The organism is Micromonospora sp. NPDC049089 (assembly GCF_040648775.1).
Classification (GTDB): domain Bacteria; phylum Actinomycetota; class Actinomycetes; order Mycobacteriales; family Micromonosporaceae; genus Micromonospora.
This window is the reverse complement of record NZ_JBEZEH010000168.1, coordinates 1-16,727: the sequence shown is the minus strand read 5'-3', so window position 1 is coordinate 16,727 and position 16,727 is coordinate 1. Positions and strand designations below refer to the sequence as shown.

At 72.9% G+C, this 16,727-nt stretch carries 16 protein-coding genes; 6 read left to right on the top strand and 10 right to left on the bottom strand.

Translation table 11 applies throughout. The annotated features are described in order from the left end of the window. Nucleotides 1–702: DUF4142 domain-containing protein (locus tag AB0B48_RS24805; RefSeq protein WP_357205503.1), on the top strand; the 702-nt coding region annotated here is incomplete at its 5' end. A 105-nt stretch (nt 703–807) separates the two neighbouring features. Here the strand turns inward: AB0B48_RS24805 and AB0B48_RS24800 are convergent. The 5 genes from AB0B48_RS24800 to AB0B48_RS24780 form a co-directional block, all read right to left on the bottom strand. Then, on the bottom strand, nt 808–1,095 hold the full coding sequence (locus AB0B48_RS24800; protein ID WP_124772802.1) for an Lrp/AsnC ligand binding domain-containing protein: 288 nt from the start codon (nt 1,093–1,095) through the stop codon (nt 808–810). Nucleotides 1,096–1,214: 119 nt separating this feature from the next. Then, nucleotides 1,215–2,084, bottom strand: coding sequence for a sugar phosphate nucleotidyltransferase (locus AB0B48_RS24795; protein ID WP_357205499.1), 870 nt, complete (start codon nt 2,082–2,084; stop codon nt 1,215–1,217). Next, nucleotides 2,081–2,623 carry an NUDIX domain-containing protein gene (locus AB0B48_RS24790; RefSeq protein WP_355007737.1) on the bottom strand — a complete coding sequence of 181 codons (543 nt, stop codon included), beginning with the start codon at nt 2,621–2,623 and terminating at the stop codon, nt 2,081–2,083. The genes AB0B48_RS24795 and AB0B48_RS24790 overlap by 4 nt, the downstream gene beginning before the upstream one ends. A 53-nt stretch (nt 2,624–2,676) precedes the next feature. Further along, entirely contained in the window at nt 2,677–4,470 is a 1,794-nt protein-coding gene (locus AB0B48_RS24785; protein ID WP_357205509.1) for an HD domain-containing protein, read from the bottom strand. A gap of 126 nt (nt 4,471–4,596) precedes the next feature. Beyond that, a complete protein-coding gene (locus AB0B48_RS24780; protein WP_357205495.1) occupies nt 4,597–6,351 on the bottom strand; it encodes a DEDD exonuclease domain-containing protein in 1,755 nt (584 codons plus the stop codon). Between the two features lie 127 nt (nt 6,352–6,478). Between AB0B48_RS24780 and AB0B48_RS24775 the strand changes: the two genes are divergently transcribed. Next, nucleotides 6,479–7,930, top strand: coding sequence for an NYN domain-containing protein (locus AB0B48_RS24775; RefSeq protein ID WP_357205492.1), 1,452 nt, complete (start codon nt 6,479–6,481; stop codon nt 7,928–7,930). Between the two features lie 101 nt (nt 7,931–8,031). Then, nucleotides 8,032–8,751 carry a DinB family protein gene (locus tag AB0B48_RS24770; RefSeq protein ID WP_357205489.1) on the top strand — a complete coding sequence of 240 codons (720 nt, stop codon included), beginning with the start codon at nt 8,032–8,034 and terminating at the stop codon, nt 8,749–8,751. Nucleotides 8,752–8,761: 10 nt separating this feature from the next. On the opposite strand, the gene AB0B48_RS24765 is transcribed toward AB0B48_RS24770, so the two are convergent. Then, on the bottom strand, nt 8,762–9,283 hold the full coding sequence (locus AB0B48_RS24765) for a hypothetical protein (protein ID WP_357205486.1): 522 nt from the start codon (nt 9,281–9,283) through the stop codon (nt 8,762–8,764). Nucleotides 9,284–9,524: 241 nt separating this feature from the next. On the opposite strand from AB0B48_RS24765, the gene AB0B48_RS24760 reads away from it, so the two are divergent. From AB0B48_RS24760 to AB0B48_RS24750, 3 genes are all read left to right on the top strand, one after another. Further along, entirely contained in the window at nt 9,525–9,743 is a 219-nt protein-coding gene (locus tag AB0B48_RS24760) for a hypothetical protein (protein ID WP_357205483.1), read from the top strand. A 189-nt stretch (nt 9,744–9,932) separates the two neighbouring features. Then, on the top strand, nt 9,933–11,192 hold the full coding sequence (locus tag AB0B48_RS24755; RefSeq protein ID WP_357205480.1) for a M48 family metalloprotease: 1,260 nt from the start codon (nt 9,933–9,935) through the stop codon (nt 11,190–11,192). Next, nucleotides 11,189–12,313 (top strand): glycosyltransferase family 4 protein, encoded by a 1,125-nt coding sequence (locus AB0B48_RS24750; RefSeq protein ID WP_357205477.1) that lies wholly within the window; start codon nt 11,189–11,191, stop codon nt 12,311–12,313. Before AB0B48_RS24755 ends, AB0B48_RS24750 begins: the two co-directional genes overlap by 4 nt. A 13-nt stretch (nt 12,314–12,326) precedes the next feature. Here the strand turns inward: AB0B48_RS24750 and AB0B48_RS24745 are convergent, their stop codons facing one another. The 4 genes from AB0B48_RS24745 to AB0B48_RS24730 form a co-directional block, all read right to left on the bottom strand. Continuing rightward, entirely contained in the window at nt 12,327–12,989 is a 663-nt protein-coding gene (locus tag AB0B48_RS24745) for a lysophospholipid acyltransferase family protein (RefSeq protein ID WP_357205474.1), read from the bottom strand. Between the two features lie 19 nt (nt 12,990–13,008). Further along, nucleotides 13,009–13,593 (bottom strand): TetR/AcrR family transcriptional regulator, encoded by a 585-nt coding sequence (locus AB0B48_RS24740; RefSeq protein WP_357205471.1) that lies wholly within the window; start codon nt 13,591–13,593, stop codon nt 13,009–13,011. A 376-nt stretch (nt 13,594–13,969) separates the two neighbouring features. Beyond that, the gene (locus tag AB0B48_RS24735; RefSeq protein ID WP_357205506.1) at nt 13,970–15,628 is read right to left on the bottom strand and encodes a bifunctional diguanylate cyclase/phosphodiesterase; all 1,659 of its coding nucleotides are present in this window, start codon (nt 15,626–15,628) and stop codon (nt 13,970–13,972) included. A gap of 79 nt (nt 15,629–15,707) precedes the next feature. After that, the gene (locus AB0B48_RS24730; RefSeq protein ID WP_357205468.1) at nt 15,708–16,517 is read right to left on the bottom strand and encodes an SAM-dependent methyltransferase; all 810 of its coding nucleotides are present in this window, start codon (nt 16,515–16,517) and stop codon (nt 15,708–15,710) included. Nucleotides 16,518–16,727: the final 210 nt, after the last annotated feature.

Sequence of the window (16,727 nt, the reverse complement as noted above, 5' to 3'; positions counted from 1 at the left end):
CACCCGCCGGCTCGAACAACGCGGCGAACGGCGGCACCGCACGCCACCAGCCCAGCAGATGCCGCCCGGCCGGCGGCCCGTCCGGCCGCGGCACAGCCGTCAACGCAGGACACCCAGTACCTGCAGGCGGTACACCAGGTCAACCTGTTCGAGATCACCGCTGGTGACCTGGCTCAGCAGAAGGGTCACGACCAGGGGGTGAAGGACCTGGGCGCGATGCTGAAGACCGACCACACCCAGCTCGACCAGACGGTGCAGCAGACCGCGTCGCAGCTCGGGGTGGAACTGCCGAACGAGCCCAGCGCCGATCAGCAGGCGGTCATCGACAAGCTGAACAACGCCAGCGGCGCGGAGTTCGACCGGCTCTGGGTGACCAGTGAGCTGGCCGGTCACGTCCAGGCCATCCAGGCCACCCAGACGGAGATCTCGCAGGGCTCCGAGCAGTCGGTGGTCCAGTTGGCGCAGACGGCGCTTCCGACGCTTCAGACGCACTACGACGAGTTGGTGGCGCTCGCGAACAAGCTGGGCATCCCGGTTCCGCAGACCAGCGCCAGCGGCACGCCCAGCCCGGGCGGCACCGGCACCGAGTCGCCGGCTCCGGGTGGCACTGTCACCGAGTCGCCGGCTCCGGGTGGCACCGGCACCGAGTCGCCGGCTCCGGGCGGTGGCAGCACCGAGGTACCGGCTCCCAGCGAGAGCTGACGTAGCCACAAGCAGACGGCCGGCCCACCCTCGCGGTGGGGCGGCCGCCCTGTGCGTGCCACGCGCCGTCCTGCGGGCGGCACCGGCCCCAAAACGGCGAGCGGGTCAGTCGGCGCTGGCCAGACCGATCGCGAACGTCTCCTCCAGGTCGTGCTGGGAGTACGCCCGGAAGGCGATGTGGGACTCGGTGTTGAGCACCCCCGGGACCTTGGAGATGCTGCCCGCGATGACCTGGGCGATCTGGTCGAACTCGCGGACCCGGACGATGGCGATGAGGTCGACGTGCCCGGCCACCGAGTAGACCTCGCTGACACCGGGAAGGTTGGCCAGGTTCTCCGCCACCTCGGGGATCGCGTCGGTGGCGCAGTCGATCAGCACGATCGCGGTGATCACGGGGCATTTCTCCGTTCGTCGGCGTCGTCGCCCATGCTAGATGTTCCGGTCCGGGACCGGAGGCGGGAGCATGTTCCGGTCCGTTCCGGTCCGGGACCGGAGGCGGGAGCCGTCGGTGCTCAGCCCTGGGCGGGGCAGGGCACGGTCAGGTCGCTGCCGGCCCGGATCACGTTTCGCAGCCGCTCGCCGGCCCGCACTGTCGCGCCCGGCCACACCACGGTGCGTGACACGTCACCGTCCACCCGCGCTCCCGCGCCGACGACCGACTCCACGCAGTGGCCGGTCACCGTCGCGGACTCCTCGACGAGAACGCCGCCGGCCGCGGCGTGCAGGTTGGCCGCCAGGTAGTCGGCCGGGGTGCCGGTGTCGAAGAAGGTGCCCGGGTAGGACACCACGGTCAGGGCGCCCGCGGCCTCGGCCGGACGCCACACGGCGCGAACCAGGTCCGAGAAGACGACCGGCAGGTCCCGGACCAGCCGCCAGGGCAGCAGCGAGAAGCCGGTGAAGCAGTGCCCGGCGAAGGTACCCGGCGCCGCCGGGTCCGCGGCGGGCTGGCCGAGCAGGCGTACGGTGTGCCCGTCCCAGCCGTCGAGCAGGGCGGCCACGTCCGGGCCCGGGGGAGCAGCCGGGTCGGCGAGGTACGCGTCGGCGTTGCCGACCAGCACCGGACGGCCGTCGATCCAGTCCCGCAGGTTGGCTACCCCGCCGGCGGTGCCCAGCGGGTCGCCCGGCTCCACCGACAGGTGTGCGCGGTCGCCGACGTGCGCCACCACCTGGTCGCCGAGGTAGCAGGCGTTCACAGCGACCCGGTCGGCACCGGCCAGGCCCAGGCCGGCCAGCCGCGCCAACGCCCGATCCAGCAGGGGCACGTTGCCCACCGGGCAGAGCGCCTTGGGCAGCCGTTCGGTGAGCGGGCGCAGCCGCGTGCCCTCGCCGGCGGCCAGCACCACCGCGCACAACTCGGCCGGCACACCGACCGCGCCGGTCACGGGGTCTCGTCGGGCACCGGCGGCGGGAACTGCCCGGCGAGTGGCCCGATGTCGTAGTAGGCGAGCAGCCGGGCCGTCGGCCAGGTCAGCTTGGGCAGGTCGTCCAGGGGGTGCCAGGCGGCCTCGAAGACCTCCCCGCCGTCGACGGTCAGTTGGGTGCTGGACGCCGGCACCTCGGCCTCGAAGACCATGTCCACCCAGCCCTTGGCGTGCACTATCGCGTTCGGCACCGCCGGGCGCAGCCGGGACGGTGGAAGCCGGACGCCGGACTCCTCGAACAGCTCCCGGGCCGCGCCCACCACCGGCGCCTCACCCCGGTTGAGCAGGCCGGCGGGGAGTGACCAACCCTTGCCGGGAGGCTGGCGGAGCATGAGCAACCGACCCGCGCCCGTCGCCTCGGTGTCCCGTACCAGGGTCACCGCGCCGACGATGTACTTGGGCACCGCCAACCGGACCAGGCGCCGACGCACCGGCAGCGGCAGCCGGTAGAAAGCCTGGTAAAAGAGGGCCCGAGCGGTGGCGCGGGAGCGGGGGATCATGACCCCAGGCTAGTGGTCACGAATGTCCTTCGTACGGGCTGGGGCCGGCCGGGTCACTGTCGATGGTCGACCAGGTCGATGAGCTGGCGGACCACGGTGTCCGGTTCGATCACCCGGTCGAAGACCGCGACCAACAGGGTTTCCAGGTCGGGGTAGCCCAACTCCTCGGAGAGGCGCAGTAACGGCAGGTCACTGGCGAGGCCCCGGTTGTGCTGGCGCAGGGCGAGCCCGATGGTGGCCCGACCGAGCCGCACCTTGTCGCTGATCGTGATGCCCGGCTCGGTGTGCTCGGCGAACCATCTGTTGATCTGCATCTGCGCGTGCGGCGACTTGACGAAGGTCAGCCACTCCCGCCGGGGACCGCGCGGCGCCACACCGGCCTCGAAGCCGTTGTCGCCGTCGTTCTCGGTGAAGATCTCCACCACGTCGCCCTCGTCCAGCTCCGAACTGAGCGGGGCCAGCCGACCGTTGATGCGTGCGGCCAGGCAGTGGTCGCCCCGGTCGTTGCCCAGCTCGTACGCGAGGTCGACAGGCGTGGCACCGGCCGGCAGCACGACCTGCCGCCCGTCGGCGAAGACCTGGATCTGCCCCTCGGCCAGGTCGCAGCGCAGCGACTCGTAGAACTGTGCCGGGTCGGCGGCGTCCGGCTCCCAGTCGAGCACCCGGCGCAGCCAGTCCAGCTGCTCGGCACGTGCCGCTGCGGTGCTGCTGCCGGAGCTGGGGAAACGGAAGTCGGCGGCGATGCCGTACTCGGCCGAGCGGTGCATCTCCTCGGTGCGGATCAGCACCTCCACGGTGCGGTCCTGGGGGCCGCAGACGCTGGTGTGCAGCGAACGGTAGAGGTTGTTCTTCGGCGAGGCGATGAAGTCCTTGAAGCGGCCGGGCACCGGTCGCCAGGTGCCGTGGATCGCGCCCAGCGCGGCGTAACAGTCGGTGGCCGGGCCGTCGACCACCACCACGATGCGGGGCAGGTCGTACGGGGCGGTGTGGCCGCCGGCGATGGTGTCCTTCCAGATCGAGTAGAGGTGCCGGGGACGGGGGCTCACCTCGGCGTCGACCCGGCTGCGGCGCAGCGCCACCCGGGCCCGGGTGACCACCGAGTCGAGGTACGAATCCCAACCCGGCCGATCGTGCACGTGCCGGGCCAGCCGGGCGTGCTCGTCGGGCTCGAGGTGCAGCAGCACCACGTCGTCCAGCTCGCGTTTGAGGGTCTGGATGCCCAGCCGGTCGCAGAGCGGGACCAGCACCTCCTGGGTCTTGCGGGCGATCCGTTCCCGCGACGACGCGGAGCGCACCCCGAGCGTCCGCATGTTGTGCAGCCGGTCGGCCAGTTTGATGATCAGCACCCGGACGTCCTTGGCGGCCGCGACGATCATCTTGCGGACCGTCTCCGCCTCGGCGGCCTTGCCGTAGAACGCCTTGTCGAACTTGGTCACCCCGTCGACCAGGTGGGCCACCTCGCCGCCGAAGTCCTCGGAGAGCGCCTGGAGGGTGTAGCGGGTGTCCTCCACGGTGTCGTGCAGCAGCGCCGCGACCAGGGTGGTGGTGTCCATCCCCAGCTCGGCGCAGATCTGCGCCACCGCGAGGGGGTGGGTGATGTACGGTTCCCCGCTCTTGCGGAACTGCCCGCGGTGCATGTTTTCCGCGATCGTGTAGGCACGGCGCAGCACCGCGGGGTCGGTGCCGGCGTGGATGCCCCGGTGGGTGCGGACCAGTTGGGTGACCGGGTCCGAGTCGGTGGTCGGCCAGCTGAGCAGCGACCGCAGCCGGCGGGCGAGCGGCAGCTCACCCGGCTGTGTCGGCAGGGCGCCCCCCAAGGCGGCGCCGTGTCCGGCGTCGACGTCCACGAGGGACACCTCCTCACCCCGGCTCCACACCGCCGGATCCCGGCGGGGGAGCAGGCCCACGAATCGGGCAGGACTGCACTTCCTTAACAGCCTAAGCGAGTCGACGTAGTCCGATCGGTCAGTTGGTCATGAGCGTTCGGTCGAGAGTTGATGGGACGCACCGCCCTCGGCCTTCGCCAGCAGGTCACGGAACCGGGCCGCGCCACTCGCCGGAGAGGACCAACCGGAGGACATCTCGACGAGTCGGGTCTCCGGTCGCTCCAACCAGGACAGGATGCGCTCGGACTCTTCGGCGGTCGCCGCCGGCACCGGACCGTGCCCGCCGGACACCGTCTCGGCGGTGGCCCGGATCGTGGTCAACGTGGGACGCGGGTGCACGCCCGGCGGGGACACGCCCGCACCGGCCAGTCGGCCGTGCCGGACCAACGCCAACTCCCAGCCGCCCCGGGCGGCCGGTCGGGCCGCGGCCAACTCGACGATCCCGGTCAGCGCGGCCAGCCGCTGCATCCGCACCGTGGCCCGCAGCACCGCGGCCAGCCGGGACCGCACAACGGCGGCCTCCTCGTAGCGCTGGTCGGCCGAGAGCACGTCGATCCGCGCGAGCAGCGCGTCCACCACCGGCTGAGGGTCGCTGGCCGTCGCGGTGCGGAAGGGCGCGGCGGCGCTGTCGTCGTACTCCTCGGGGGTGATCTTGTGTTCGCAGGGCGCCGGGCAGCGACCCAGCTCGGCCAGCGCGCAGGCCGGCGTGACGGTGCGCAGCGAGAGCCGGTGCGTGCACTGGCGCAGTGGCACCGCGTCGTGGAAACCGGCGGCGGCCAGCTCGGCGGCCCGTCGGGAGGTGAACGGCCCGAGGTACGCGGTGTCGGTGGGGGAGAGGTCGCGGACGATCGACAATCGAGGGTACGGACCGTCGGTCAGCTTGAGCCAGACCATCCGTTCCGGGTATTTGGACCGGCGGTTGTACGGCGGCGCGTGCGCGGCGATCAACCGCAGCTCACGGACCTCCGCCTCCAACGAGTGGGCGCACTCCACCGCCTCGACCCGCTCGGCCGCGCCCAGCATCTCCGAGATTCGGGCGCGCTTCTCGCCGGCGGTGAAGTAGCTGCGCACCCGGGTGGCGATGTCGACGGAGGTGCCCACGTAGAGTGGCCGGTCGTCGGCGGCCCGGAAGATGTAGACCCCGGGAACCTTGGGCAACCCCTCGGCCAGGTGCCGCTTGCGGCGCTGGGTCGGGGTGACCGCGCGGGCGAACTCGATGGCGTCGCCGATCGTGTCCACCCGGTGCCCGCCGAGCCGGCCGATCAGCCCGTGCAGCACGTCGACGGTGGCCTTCGCGTCGTCCAACGCCCGGTGGGTGGGCTGGGTGGCGGTGCGGAAGTAGGCGGCCAGGGTGCCGAGCTTGCGGTTGGGCACCTCGTCGCGGGTCAGCACCCGGCGGGCGAGTGCTGCGGTGTCCAGGACCCGGGGGTTGGGCCAGCGGTAACCGTGCTTCGCGCACGCGGCCTTGAGGAAGCCCACGTCGTACGGGGCGTTGTGGGCCACCAGCACCGCGTCGTCGATGAACTCCAGGAAGCTCGGCAGCACCTGCTCGATCGGTGGCGCCGGCACCAGCATGGCCTGGGTGATGCCGGTCAGCACCGTGATGAACGGCGGAATCGGCTGGCCCGGGTTGACCAGGGTCGCCAGCACCCCCAACTGCTCGCCACCGCGCACCTTGACCGCGCCGATCTCGGTGATGCCGCCGCCGTCCGGCGCGCCGCCGGTGGTCTCCAGGTCGACCACCACGAAGGTCGTCGCGTAGAGCGGCAGAGCCGGGTCCACCCCGCCCACCGCTGAGTCGAGACCGGCCAGTGACTCCTGGACGTACTCCGCCTGTGCCATCGGCGGCACGCTAGCGCCCCGGTCCGACACTCCCGTCGCAGCCGTCCCATCAGTCACCATGGGGCTAGGATGAGAGATCGGCTCACTCACCGGGCGGTGGGCCCGGTCGCGGTGGGAGACTTGCCACATGCCCCTCACCGAGCCGTACGACGACCACCTCCCGCAGGAGGATCCGGTCGCGCTCGACGGTGCTGTGGGCAACCCGGACGACAACGTAGTCAACGGCACATTGGACGCATCGGACCCGACAATGGTCGACGGCCCCGCCGCCGAGCCGGAGCCGACCCTGCCCGAGCCGGTCCGGCAGCGGATCGTGACGCTGACCGCCGCGGTGCTGCCCACCCTCCCCACCGACGAGGTCCCGGTGCCCTTGCGCCGGGTTGCCAAGTTCGCCCCCAACCGACGCGCCCGGCTCGGCGCGCCCGTCATCGCCGCCCAGCTCACCGCCGACCCGCTGTTCCGGCAGCGGGTCACCGCGCGGGTCCTGGCCGACGCCGGTGACCTCGGTGCGGCGGTGGTCGAGGGCACCGCGCCGGCCGCCGCCGACCCGGTCGAGGTGGCTGCGCTGGCCTACCTGGCCCGGCCCCGTGGCTGGCGGGAGCTGATCGACGCCAGCGGCGCGGCAGTGCGCGCCGAGGCGGACAGCGCCGTCGTCGCCGAGTTGGTCCGCGAGGCCGAGCAGCGGGCAACCCGGGCCGAGCACGACCGCGCGGTGGCCCGGGTCGAGGCCGAGAAGCTGCGCGACGAGTTGGCCCGCGTCCGGGAGGAGCTGGGTCAGCTCCGCGAGGAGTCCCGACAGGTGGCCCGCACCCTGCGCGAGACCCAGGCCCGCGAGCGCAAGGCCACCGAGCTGTTGGCCACCGAGCGCGGCCGGGCGGCCCGCGCCAGCGCCGACGTGGACGCCGAACTCCGTCGCGCCCGGGCCCGGCTGGCCGAGGCCGAGGCCTCCGCCGGGGTGGCCCGCGCCAGCGCCAAGGAGGCGCGCTCGGTCGACGACGCCCGGCTCTGGCTGCTCCTGGAGACCATCGGCCAGGCCGCCGTCGGGCTGCGCCGGGAGCTGGCGCTAGACCCGGTGGACAAACTCCCGGCCGACTTCGTCGCCGACGCGTTCGCCGAGCAGCCGGGCACCGCCCCGGCCGGCCCCGCCGCCCGCGCCCGCGACACCGATGACCCGGCCCGGCTCGACCAGTTGCTCGCCCTGCCCCGGGCGCACCTGGTGGTGGACGGCTACAACGTCACCAAGCGTGGCTTCGGCGAGATGTCCCTGGAGCAGCAGCGCAAACGCCTGATCACCGGGCTGGGCGGGATCGCCGCGCAGACCGGCGACGAGGTCACTGTGGTCTTCGACGGCGCCGAGCGGATGCACGGGCTGCCGCCCGCGCCGCGCGGCGTACGGGTGCTCTTCTCCCGCAAGGGTGAGACCGCCGACGAGCTGATCCGGCGACTGGTCCGTGCCGAGCCGGCGGGCCGGCCGGTGGTCGTGGTCTCGTCGGACCGCGAGGTCGCCGACGGGGTACGCCGCCACGGCGCGTACCCGCTGGGCGCGGACTCGCTGCTGCGGCGGCTCGCCCGCTCCTGAGCCGTTTCGGGCACGTCCTGCTGCCGCACCGCTGCGTGGCCGCGCAGGCTGTCGCACCGGGGCGTTAGCATCGCCGCGACCGCCGAGGGACGGGAGTCGTGATGGCTCGTGATGAGGTCAAGGTCTTCGTCGACGAGGATCTGCGGGGTGCGCGTTTCGACAGATCGACGCTGGCCGGCGCGGTGATGCGCGGCGTCGACGTGAGTGGCCTGGACATCGACGCGCCGTGGTTGGCCGAGACCGCGCTGCTGGTCAACGGTGTCGATGTGGTCCCGCTCGTCGAGGCTGAGCTCGACCGGCGGTTCCCCGGCCGCGATCTCAGGCGGGCCAGCGAACCCGCCGATCTGAGGGAGGGGTGGGCGGCGGCCGAGCGAGCCTGGGCGGCGGCGGTCGATCGGGTCCTCGCCATGCCCGAGGGCGCTGTCGACGTCTCGATCCACGGCGAGTGGTCGTTCGCGCAGACGCTGCGTCACCTCGTGTTCGCCGCCGACGTGTGGCTGGGCAAGGCGATCCTGCGCCTGCCGCGGCCGTTCCATCCGCTCGGCCAGTCGCATGTCGAGTACGAGACCGACGGCTTCGACATGTCGGTCTTCGCCACGGAGCAGCCTGCCTTCGAGGTGGTCCTTCGGGTGCGGGCCGAGCGGCAGGCGATGGTGCGCGATTTCCTCGCTACCGTCACGCCGGACGTGCTGGCCGAGTCTCGGCCGAGCGCGTGGTGGCCCGAGCACATCGTGTCCGTCCGGCACTGCCTTCACGTGATCCTGAACGAGGAGTGGCAGCATCTGCGCTTCGCCCTGCGTGACCTCGACGCGCAGCGCTGACACCTGGCCCTCACTGCTGCTCGGGCCGCTGTCCGATGGCCGGTAGTCGCCGGGTCAGCTCGCGACGCAGTGCGTCGGTGCGCGGCTCCATCCAGGTGAGCCGGACGACCAGCTCGTAGGGGCCGCGTCCGGGAGGCGACCACTGTCCGGCTCGCATGGGCGGACGAGTCTGCTGCGGGTCGCGGGTCACGACCACCAGCCGCGGATCCAGGCGTCCCCGCACCTGGGCGCTGGCCACGTTGACCCAGTCGATGCTGAGTGTGGTCCCCTTCGGTCCGCTCAGGTGCAGCGTTTCGTCGGTCAACCGCAGCGGCAGGCGAGGCTGATGGCGCAGCTGCCAGTTGGTGGTCAGCGCGACGCAGCCGCCGATCATGCCGAAGCGCAGCAGCACCTTCCACCACGCCTCGTCGAACACCACCGTGTAGAAGGTGAGGAGAGCCGCGCCGACCAGCACGGCGAGAGCCATGGCGAGGCGATGTCGGCGCGGGGAGTACCGGAACTCCACGACGGACGAAGCATCGAGATCGGCCACGGTCGCTCAGTGCCCGGGTGGTCGGTCGGCCAAACGATGCCTCCCCTTCGCTCGGTCGGCACGAGTTCCTCCCGGTCGGGTGGGATACCCCGATATCGCTGATCTGGAGTGGATCTAGCCCTGAAACAGGCGGTCGGATCGGGTTGCTGTCGTACCCGGTGGTTAGTGTCGATGTCACCGACGGTGCCCGGTCGGCGACAAAAGGAGTCGCCCGTGTGCCGCGAGCCGATCAGGAGGCGTGATGCTCATCGACTGCGACGGGTGCGCGAAGCGGGCCGACGGCTGTTCCGGCTGCCCGCTGACCGCCCTGTTCGACGAGACGTCCCCGGCGGCCGGGTTGGTCGCCGCCGAGGTCGAGGCCATCGAGGTGCTCGCCCGGTCCGGCTTCGACGTGGAGGTGCTGGCCGCGCCCGCGCGCCCGGAGGTCGCTCCCCGCCGCCCCGCCCGCCGGGTCGCCTGAGCCTTACACCGCGCCCGGAAGCAGGCTTCTCGCGGGCCATAGGATGAGCGGTCACGGCGGGAGGAGCGGCGCGATGAGCGAGGTACGGCGGGACGACGGCGGGCTCGTCGGCGGCGCTGCGTCCGGTGGCGCTGCGTCCGGTGGCGCTGCGTCCGGTGGCGGCGATCCGGCCCGCCGGGCGGTGACGCGGTGACGCCGCGGGGTTGGGCGCTGCTGACCCTGGCCGGGCTGGCCCTCGTGCTGGTCGTGCTGGCCGCGTTGCTCATCCCGTGGCACCGTCCGCCGGCACCTCGGGCCGACCAGCTCGCCGCGCTGGGCGACCTGCCGGCCGAGCAGGTGGCCAAGGGGCGGGAGTTCCGAGCCGCGCTGCGTCCCGGTGGCTACGCCGCGCTCGCCGTCGGGCTGCTGATCGCCCTCGCGCTCGGGTTGACCCCGCTGGGCAGTCGCCTGGTCGAGCTGGTCGGCCGGCCCTTCGGTGGGCACTGGGCAGCGCAGGCCGTGCTCGGCGGGCTGGCGGTGGTGCTCGTCGCCGACCTGGTGACGCTCCCGTTCGCCGCCTGGCGGCAGAGCGTGCTCACCCGCTACGGGTTGAGCACCAACGGCTGGAGCGGCTGGGCTGTCGACCTGCTCAAGTCGTACGCCGTCAGCGCGGTGATCGGCGCGGTGGCGCTGTTCGGCTTCTACGCAGTCATCCGGCTCGCGCCACGCTGGTGGTGGGCATTCGGTGCGGCCGGCGCCGCCGTGCTCGTGGTGCTGCTGTCGTTCGTGCTGCCGGTGCTGGTGGAGCCGGTGTTCAACCGGTTCACCCCGATGGAGCAGGGTCCGTTGCGCACCGAGCTGATGAGCATGGCCGCCCGCGACGGGGTGCCGGTGCGTGACGTGCTGGTCGCCGATGCCTCCCGGCGCACCAGGGCGGTCAACGCGTACGTCTCCGGTCTCGGGCCGACCCGACGGGTGGTCGTCTACGACACGCTGCTGCGCGAGGCGACCCCGGCCGAGGTGACCGCCGTCGTGGCGCACGAGTTGGGGCACGCGAAGGATTCCGACGTGGCGGCCGGCACGCTGACCGGGGCGCTGGGTGCCGCGGCCGCCGTGGTGGCGCTCTACCTGCTCGGCTCGTGGGGGCCACTGCTACGGCTGGCAGGTGTCGACTCGGTGGCCCAACCGCGCGCGTTCCCGCTGCTGATCGCCCTGGTCACGGTGGCCGGGCTGGTCGCCGCTCCGGTGCAGGCGCTGATGTCCCGACGGGTGGAGGCGCGGGCCGATGCGCACGCGCTCGCGCTCACCGACGACCCGGAGTCCTTCGAGTCGATGCAGCGCCGGCTGGGCTCGGTCAACCTCGGTGACCCCGACCCGCCCCGCTGGGAATACCTCTACTCGGCCTCACACCCGTCCACAGTGGAGCGGATTGCCGCCGCCCGCGCGTACGCCCGGGAGGCCGGCCGATGAACCGCACCCTGCTGATCACCAATGACTTTCCGCCCCGCCCGGGTGGGATCCAGTCGTTCGTGCACCACCTCGCGGTCCGTCAACCGGCCGGCTCGGTGGTCGTCTACGCGTCGAGCTGGCGCGGGGCGGCGAAGTTCGACGCCGACCAGCCGTACGAGGTGATCCGGGAGCGCACCCGGGTGTTGTTGCCCACCCCGTTGATCGCCCGCAGGGCGGCCCGGTTGGCTCGCGCGTACGACTGCGACACGGTGTGGTTCGGCGCGGCGGCCCCGTTGGGCCTGCTCGCGGCCGGCCTGCGGCGGCGGGCCGGCATCCGTCGGGTGGTGGCGCAGACCCATGGCCACGAGGTCGGTTGGGCGGCCGTGCCGGCCGCCCGGCCGGCGCTGCGGCGCATCGGTCGGGGTGTGGACGTGACCACCTATCTGGGCGAGTACACGCGCAGCCGGTTGGCCCGGGTGCTGGACGGGGTGACCGAGCTGCGCCGCCTCGCGCCCGGGGTCGACGTGGACACCTACCACCCGAGCGTGGACGGTGAACAGGTCCGGGCCCGGCTCGGTTTGACCGACCGGCCGGTGGTCGTCTGTGTGTCCCGGCTGGTGCCGCGCAAGGGTCAGGACACCCTGATCCGGGCCCTGCCGGAGATCCGCCGCCGGGTGCCCGAGGCGGCGCTGCTGATCGTCGGTGGCGGGCCGTACCGGGCGACCCTGGAGAAGCTGGCCCGCCAGGCCGGTGTGGAACGGGATGTGGTGTTCACCGGCACTGTGCCGTCGGTCGAGTTGCCGGCGCACTACGCGGCCGGTGACGTCTACGCGATGCCGTGCCGTACCCGCAACCGTGGTCTCGACGTCGAAGGGCTGGGCATCGTCTACCTGGAGGCATCAGCGACCGGCCTGCCGGTGGTGGCCGGTGACTCCGGGGGAGCGCCGGACGCCGTCCGGGAGGGGGAGACCGGCTACGTCGTGGGCGGCCGGGACATCGCCCAGCTCGCCGACCGGGTCGCCCGGCTGCTCGCCGACCGGGACCTGGCCCGTCAGCTGGGCGCGGCCGGCCGGGCCTGGGTGGAACGGGAGTGGCGCTGGGAGACGCAGGCGGACCGCATGGCGGCACTGCTCGCCGGCTGATCGCCGCCCGCGTTCAGCTCTCCCGGGCGGGCGCGTAGTGCGGCACGTACTCCTGGCCGGTGAGCCGCTGGATCGCCGCCATCACCTCGTCGGTGACCGTCCGGATGTCCCGCGGCCCGTTGATCCGCTCGGCGACCGGGATCGGCGGGCCGAACCGCAGGGTGATCGGGTGGCGACGGGGCAGCCGCGCGTCGACCGGCAGCACCTCGGCGGTGCCGAGCACGCCGACCGGGATGATCGGCACCCCGGCGTCGCGGGCCAGCCGGGTCATCCCGACCCGGCCTCGGTAGAGCCGCCCGTCCGGGGAGCGGGTGCCCTCCGGGTAGACGGCGACCAGGCCGCCGGAGCGGAGTACCGGGACGGCGGCGTCGAGGGCGCGCAGGGCGGCCCGGCCGTCGGCGCGGTCGACCGGGATGGCGCCCATGCCGGCGACGATCCGCCGGTTGAGCCAGCCGCCCGGACCCCGGCCGTTGAAGTACTCGACCTTCGCCCAGAAGGTGACGTGTCGGGGCGCCGAGCAGACGAGGAACAACTCGTCGGCGACGGACAGGTGGTTGCCGGCGAGGATCGCGCCGCCGTGTCGGGGCAGGTGCTCCAGCCCTTCCACCCGGGGCTGCCAGCCAAACCGCAGCACGGTGCCGACGGTCAGCTTGGTGACGTCGTACAGCAGGGGCACGTGTCCTCCGGGTTGGTTTTCAGGCGGGCGTCGGGCCGAGGTGCGCGTCCAACGCGGCGTGCAGCAGGGCATCGTCGTCGGTGGCGCCGGTGGCCAGCGGCAGGCTGCCCCAGGCCCAGAGTTGGGCGATGCCGTGCAGGTTCGCCCAGAGCGCGCCGGCCAGCACCGCTGCGGGCGCGTCGGTGGGCCGGCGTGCCTGCGCCACCAGGTCGGCCAGCATGGCGAACAACGGCAGGCTCGTCTCGCGCAGCCGAAGTCGGCCACTGTCCAGCAGGTCGTGGCGGAACATCAGCTCGAACATGCCGCGGTGGGCCGCCGCGAAGTCCAGGTACGTCCGGGCCAGCGCGGTCAATCGGGTACGGGGGTCCGGACCGACGTCGCGCAACGTTCGCTCGATCTGGGCGGTGAGGTCGGCGAAGCCCTCCCGGGCGATGGCGGAGAGCAGGTCGACGTGGGTGGGGAAGTAGCGGCGCGGTGCACCGTGCGAGACCCCGGCGCGCCGGGCTATCTCCCGCAGCGACACCGCCGACTGGCCCTCGCGCAGCACGAGGTCCACCCCGACGGCCACCAACCGAGCCCGCAGCCCCGTCTCGTCCGCGTCCATAGACACTGTCTACCAGCCCCCGTAGACGGTGTCTACCTCTTGCCCTGCGGCGCGTGGTGCGGTGCCCAGCCGCGACGTCGTCCACTTTGGCGGTGGGTTGGCTCACGCAGGCGTGTCTCGGCGGCCTGCCGTGCCTTGCCGGAATCAGCATGATGTCTGTGAGTCATCAAGATGACTCACAGACATCACACTCAACGCAGTGTCCGGGCCGCGCTGTCCGCTCGCGTCGTTCGCTCGACCCCTGGCCACGGCTGCTCCCCTGCGAGTTTCGTGAAGCGCCCACTGGTGAGCCCGGCGAGCTGCGGGTGATAGGTGCCGGGTGAGCCGCAGTGTGCGAAGTGGGCGGGAACGGGTGGAGCGTGGGCGGGCCCGAGGGTCAGCGGATGCGGGCCAGGATGCGATCGGCGGGGGCCGGGCGGCCGAAGTGCCAGCCCTGGGCCGCGTCGCAGCCGATCGCGCGTAGCCGCTCGGCCTGCCCGGCGGTCTCCACCCCCTCGGCGGTGACGGTCAGGTCCAGCGCGTGCGCCAGCGAGACCAGGGAGGCGAGGATCCGCTCGTCGGTGCGGCCGACGGAGGGCGACCGCAGGCCGGCCACGAACTCCCCGGCCACCTTCAGTTCGGTCACCGGCAGGTCCCGCAGGTAGGCCAGGTTGCTGTAGCCGGTGCCGAAGTCGTCGATGGCGATGCGCACCCCGAGGTCGGCAAGGACCCGCAGGGCGCGGACGGGCTCCTCGGCGGTGCTCATCATCGTGCTCTCGGTGATCTCCAGTTGGAGCCGCTCCGGTGGCAGGCCGGTCTGCCGCAGCAGCGCCCGGACCTCCTGCACCAACCCGGGCCGGTGCACCTGCCGTACCGCCAGGTTGACGCTGACGAAGGGCGCGGCGGCACCCCCGGCCGACCACGCCTCGGCCTCGCGGCACGCCTCGGCCAACACCCAACCGCCCAGCTGGACGATCAGGCCGGTCTCCTCGGCCAACCCGATGAAGCTGTCCGGGCGCAGCACCCCCAACTCGGGGTGCCGCCAGCGGACCAGCGCCTCCACGCCGACCAGGCTGCCGTCGCGCAGTGAGGTCAGCGGCTGATAGTCGAGGTAGAACTCGCCCCGCTCCAACGCCGCCGGGATCGCCGCGGAGAGCGCGTAGCAGGCCAGTTCACGTTGGTTGCGCTCGGCGTCGTAGAGCGCCCAGCGTGCCCCACCGGCGGACTTCGCCCAGTGCAGAGTGCTGCCGGCGGCCCGCATCAGGTCCGTGGGGTTGGCCCCGGCGACCTGGCGCTCGACGATGCCGATGCTCGCGGAGATCTGCAACTCGTGCCCGTCGACCAGGGCCGGTGTGCCTACCGCGGCGAGCGCGGTCTCGGCCACCGCCACCATGTCGTCGGTGCCGGCGGTGGGTTCCACCAGGATGACGAACTCGTCGCCGCCGAGCCGGGCCACCAGGTGCTCACCCATGGCCTTGCGCAGCCGCTCGGCCACCGTCGCCAGCAGCAGGTCACCGATCTGGTGCCCCAGCGTGTCGTTGACCACCTTGAAGCGGTCCAGATCCAGGAAGCACACCCCGACCCGCTGCGCGCCCCGGCCCGGTTCGTTGAGCGCGGCGGCGAGCCGTTCGGTGAACAGCGTCCGGTTGGGCAGGCCGGTCAGCGGGTCGTGGGTGGCCTGATGCCGAAAACGGGCCTCGCTGGCCCGCAGCGCCCGCTCGGCCTGGGTGCGAGCCCGCATGGCGGCGCGGCGGATCGACTCCTGCTCGTCGAGCGTCCGGTCGCGCAGCGCGCGGGCGTAGCCGGTTGCCACGGCCGCCAACAGCCGGGCCATCCGGTCCTCGACGTCCTCGGCCACCAGGCCCAGGTCGCGCACCAGGCGGAGCTGGATGACCTCGACGGTACGACCCAGCCCTTCGGCGGAAGCGATGTGCGCGGCGACCAACTCGGCGCCGACCCGGTGCCCGGCACGCAGGTCGAACGGCTCGGTGAGCAGCGCCCCGGCCAGTTGCCCGGTGAGCCGGTCCAGCAGGGACTCCAACTGGGCCTGGGTCATCGGTAGGTAACTGGTGCCGGAGACCGCCTTCGCCCAGGCCCGGGCGAAGGTCCCCGGGTGGGAGGCCGCCCCGGGCGACTCAGTCACCGAGGCGCCCGACGCCGCCCATGAAGACCGCGCGCTCGGCGTCCTCCGCGCTCTCCGGGGTGTCCGGTCGCCACTGGGGCACCCAGACCACGCCCGGGTCGAGCAGCTCGAAGCCGTCGAAGAGCGCGGTCAGCTCGGCGCGGCTGCGCACCGACAGCGGGTTGTCGGTGCGCCGGTAGACCCGCTCCGCCTCGGCGCGTTCGTCCTCGCTGCGCCCGTCGTCGCTGGCCTGCGACAGCACCAGGTAGCTGCCGGGCGCCAACGCGTCGCGCAGCGTCCGCAGCAGCTCCGCCGGCCGGTCGTCATCGGGGACGAAGTGCAGGACGGCCACGATCATCACGGCCACCGGTTGGCTCAGGTCGAGCAGCTTGTGGACGTCCGGATGGGCCAGGATCGCCTCCGGGTTGCGCAGGTCCTCCTGCACGATTGCGGCCTGCTCGTTGCCGGCGAGGATCTCGCGGCTGTGCGCCACCGCCACCGGGTCGACGTCCACATAGACCACTCGCGACCGGGGGTCGAGCTGCTGGGCGATCTCGTGCACGTTGCCGACCGTCGGGATGCCCGAACCGATGTCCAGGAACTGCCGGATGCCGGCGTCGGCGAGGTGGTGCACGGCGCGGCGCAGGAACGCCCGGTTGGCCTGGGCCATCAACGGCGCCTCGGGCACCGCGGCGACCATGGCCTGCGCGGCGGCCCGGTCAGCGGCGAAGTTGTGCGAGCCGCCGAGGTAGTAGTCGTACATCCGCGCGACGCTCGGGCGCTCGATGTCGATGGTGTCGGGTGCCCAGTCCGGCCGCTGCATGCGTTTCACCCCTCGGAATCCGCGACGCGAGCATCATCGCCCGCGCGGGTATTGTGCACCCGCCACGCACGCCAGACCATAGCGCGCCGAAGGTTGCCCGCCGACGTCGGTCGATGCGCGACGGTCCGCGCCGGCAGAAGCTGGCGCGGACCGGCGGTCGCGTCGTGCCGCGCGGCGGGGGGGGGGGAGGGGCGTAGCTCGGGGCGGGCC

What these genes read in the sequence shown, in the direction of transcription:
- AB0B48_RS24790 (WP_355007737.1), bottom strand. Translation starts at nt 2,623, where the DNA reads ATGATCCCCCGCTCCCGCGCCACCGCTCGGGCCCTCTTTTACCAGGCT.
- AB0B48_RS24780 (WP_357205495.1), bottom strand. Translation starts at nt 6,351, where the DNA reads ATGGCACAGGCGGAGTACGTCCAGGAGTCACTGGCCGGTCTCGACTCA.
- AB0B48_RS24775 (WP_357205492.1), top strand. Translation starts at nt 6,479, where the DNA reads ATGCCCCTCACCGAGCCGTACGACGACCACCTCCCGCAGGAGGATCCG.
- AB0B48_RS24770 (WP_357205489.1), top strand. Translation starts at nt 8,032, where the DNA reads ATGGCTCGTGATGAGGTCAAGGTCTTCGTCGACGAGGATCTGCGGGGT.
- AB0B48_RS24760 (WP_357205483.1), top strand. Translation starts at nt 9,525, where the DNA reads ATGCTCATCGACTGCGACGGGTGCGCGAAGCGGGCCGACGGCTGTTCC.
- AB0B48_RS24750 (WP_357205477.1), top strand. Translation starts at nt 11,189, where the DNA reads ATGAACCGCACCCTGCTGATCACCAATGACTTTCCGCCCCGCCCGGGT.
- AB0B48_RS24740 (WP_357205471.1), bottom strand. Translation starts at nt 13,593, where the DNA reads ATGGACGCGGACGAGACGGGGCTGCGGGCTCGGTTGGTGGCCGTCGGG.
- AB0B48_RS24735 (WP_357205506.1), bottom strand. Translation starts at nt 15,628, where the DNA reads ATGACCCAGGCCCAGTTGGAGTCCCTGCTGGACCGGCTCACCGGGCAA.
- AB0B48_RS24730 (WP_357205468.1), bottom strand. Translation starts at nt 16,517, where the DNA reads ATGCAGCGGCCGGACTGGGCACCCGACACCATCGACATCGAGCGCCCG.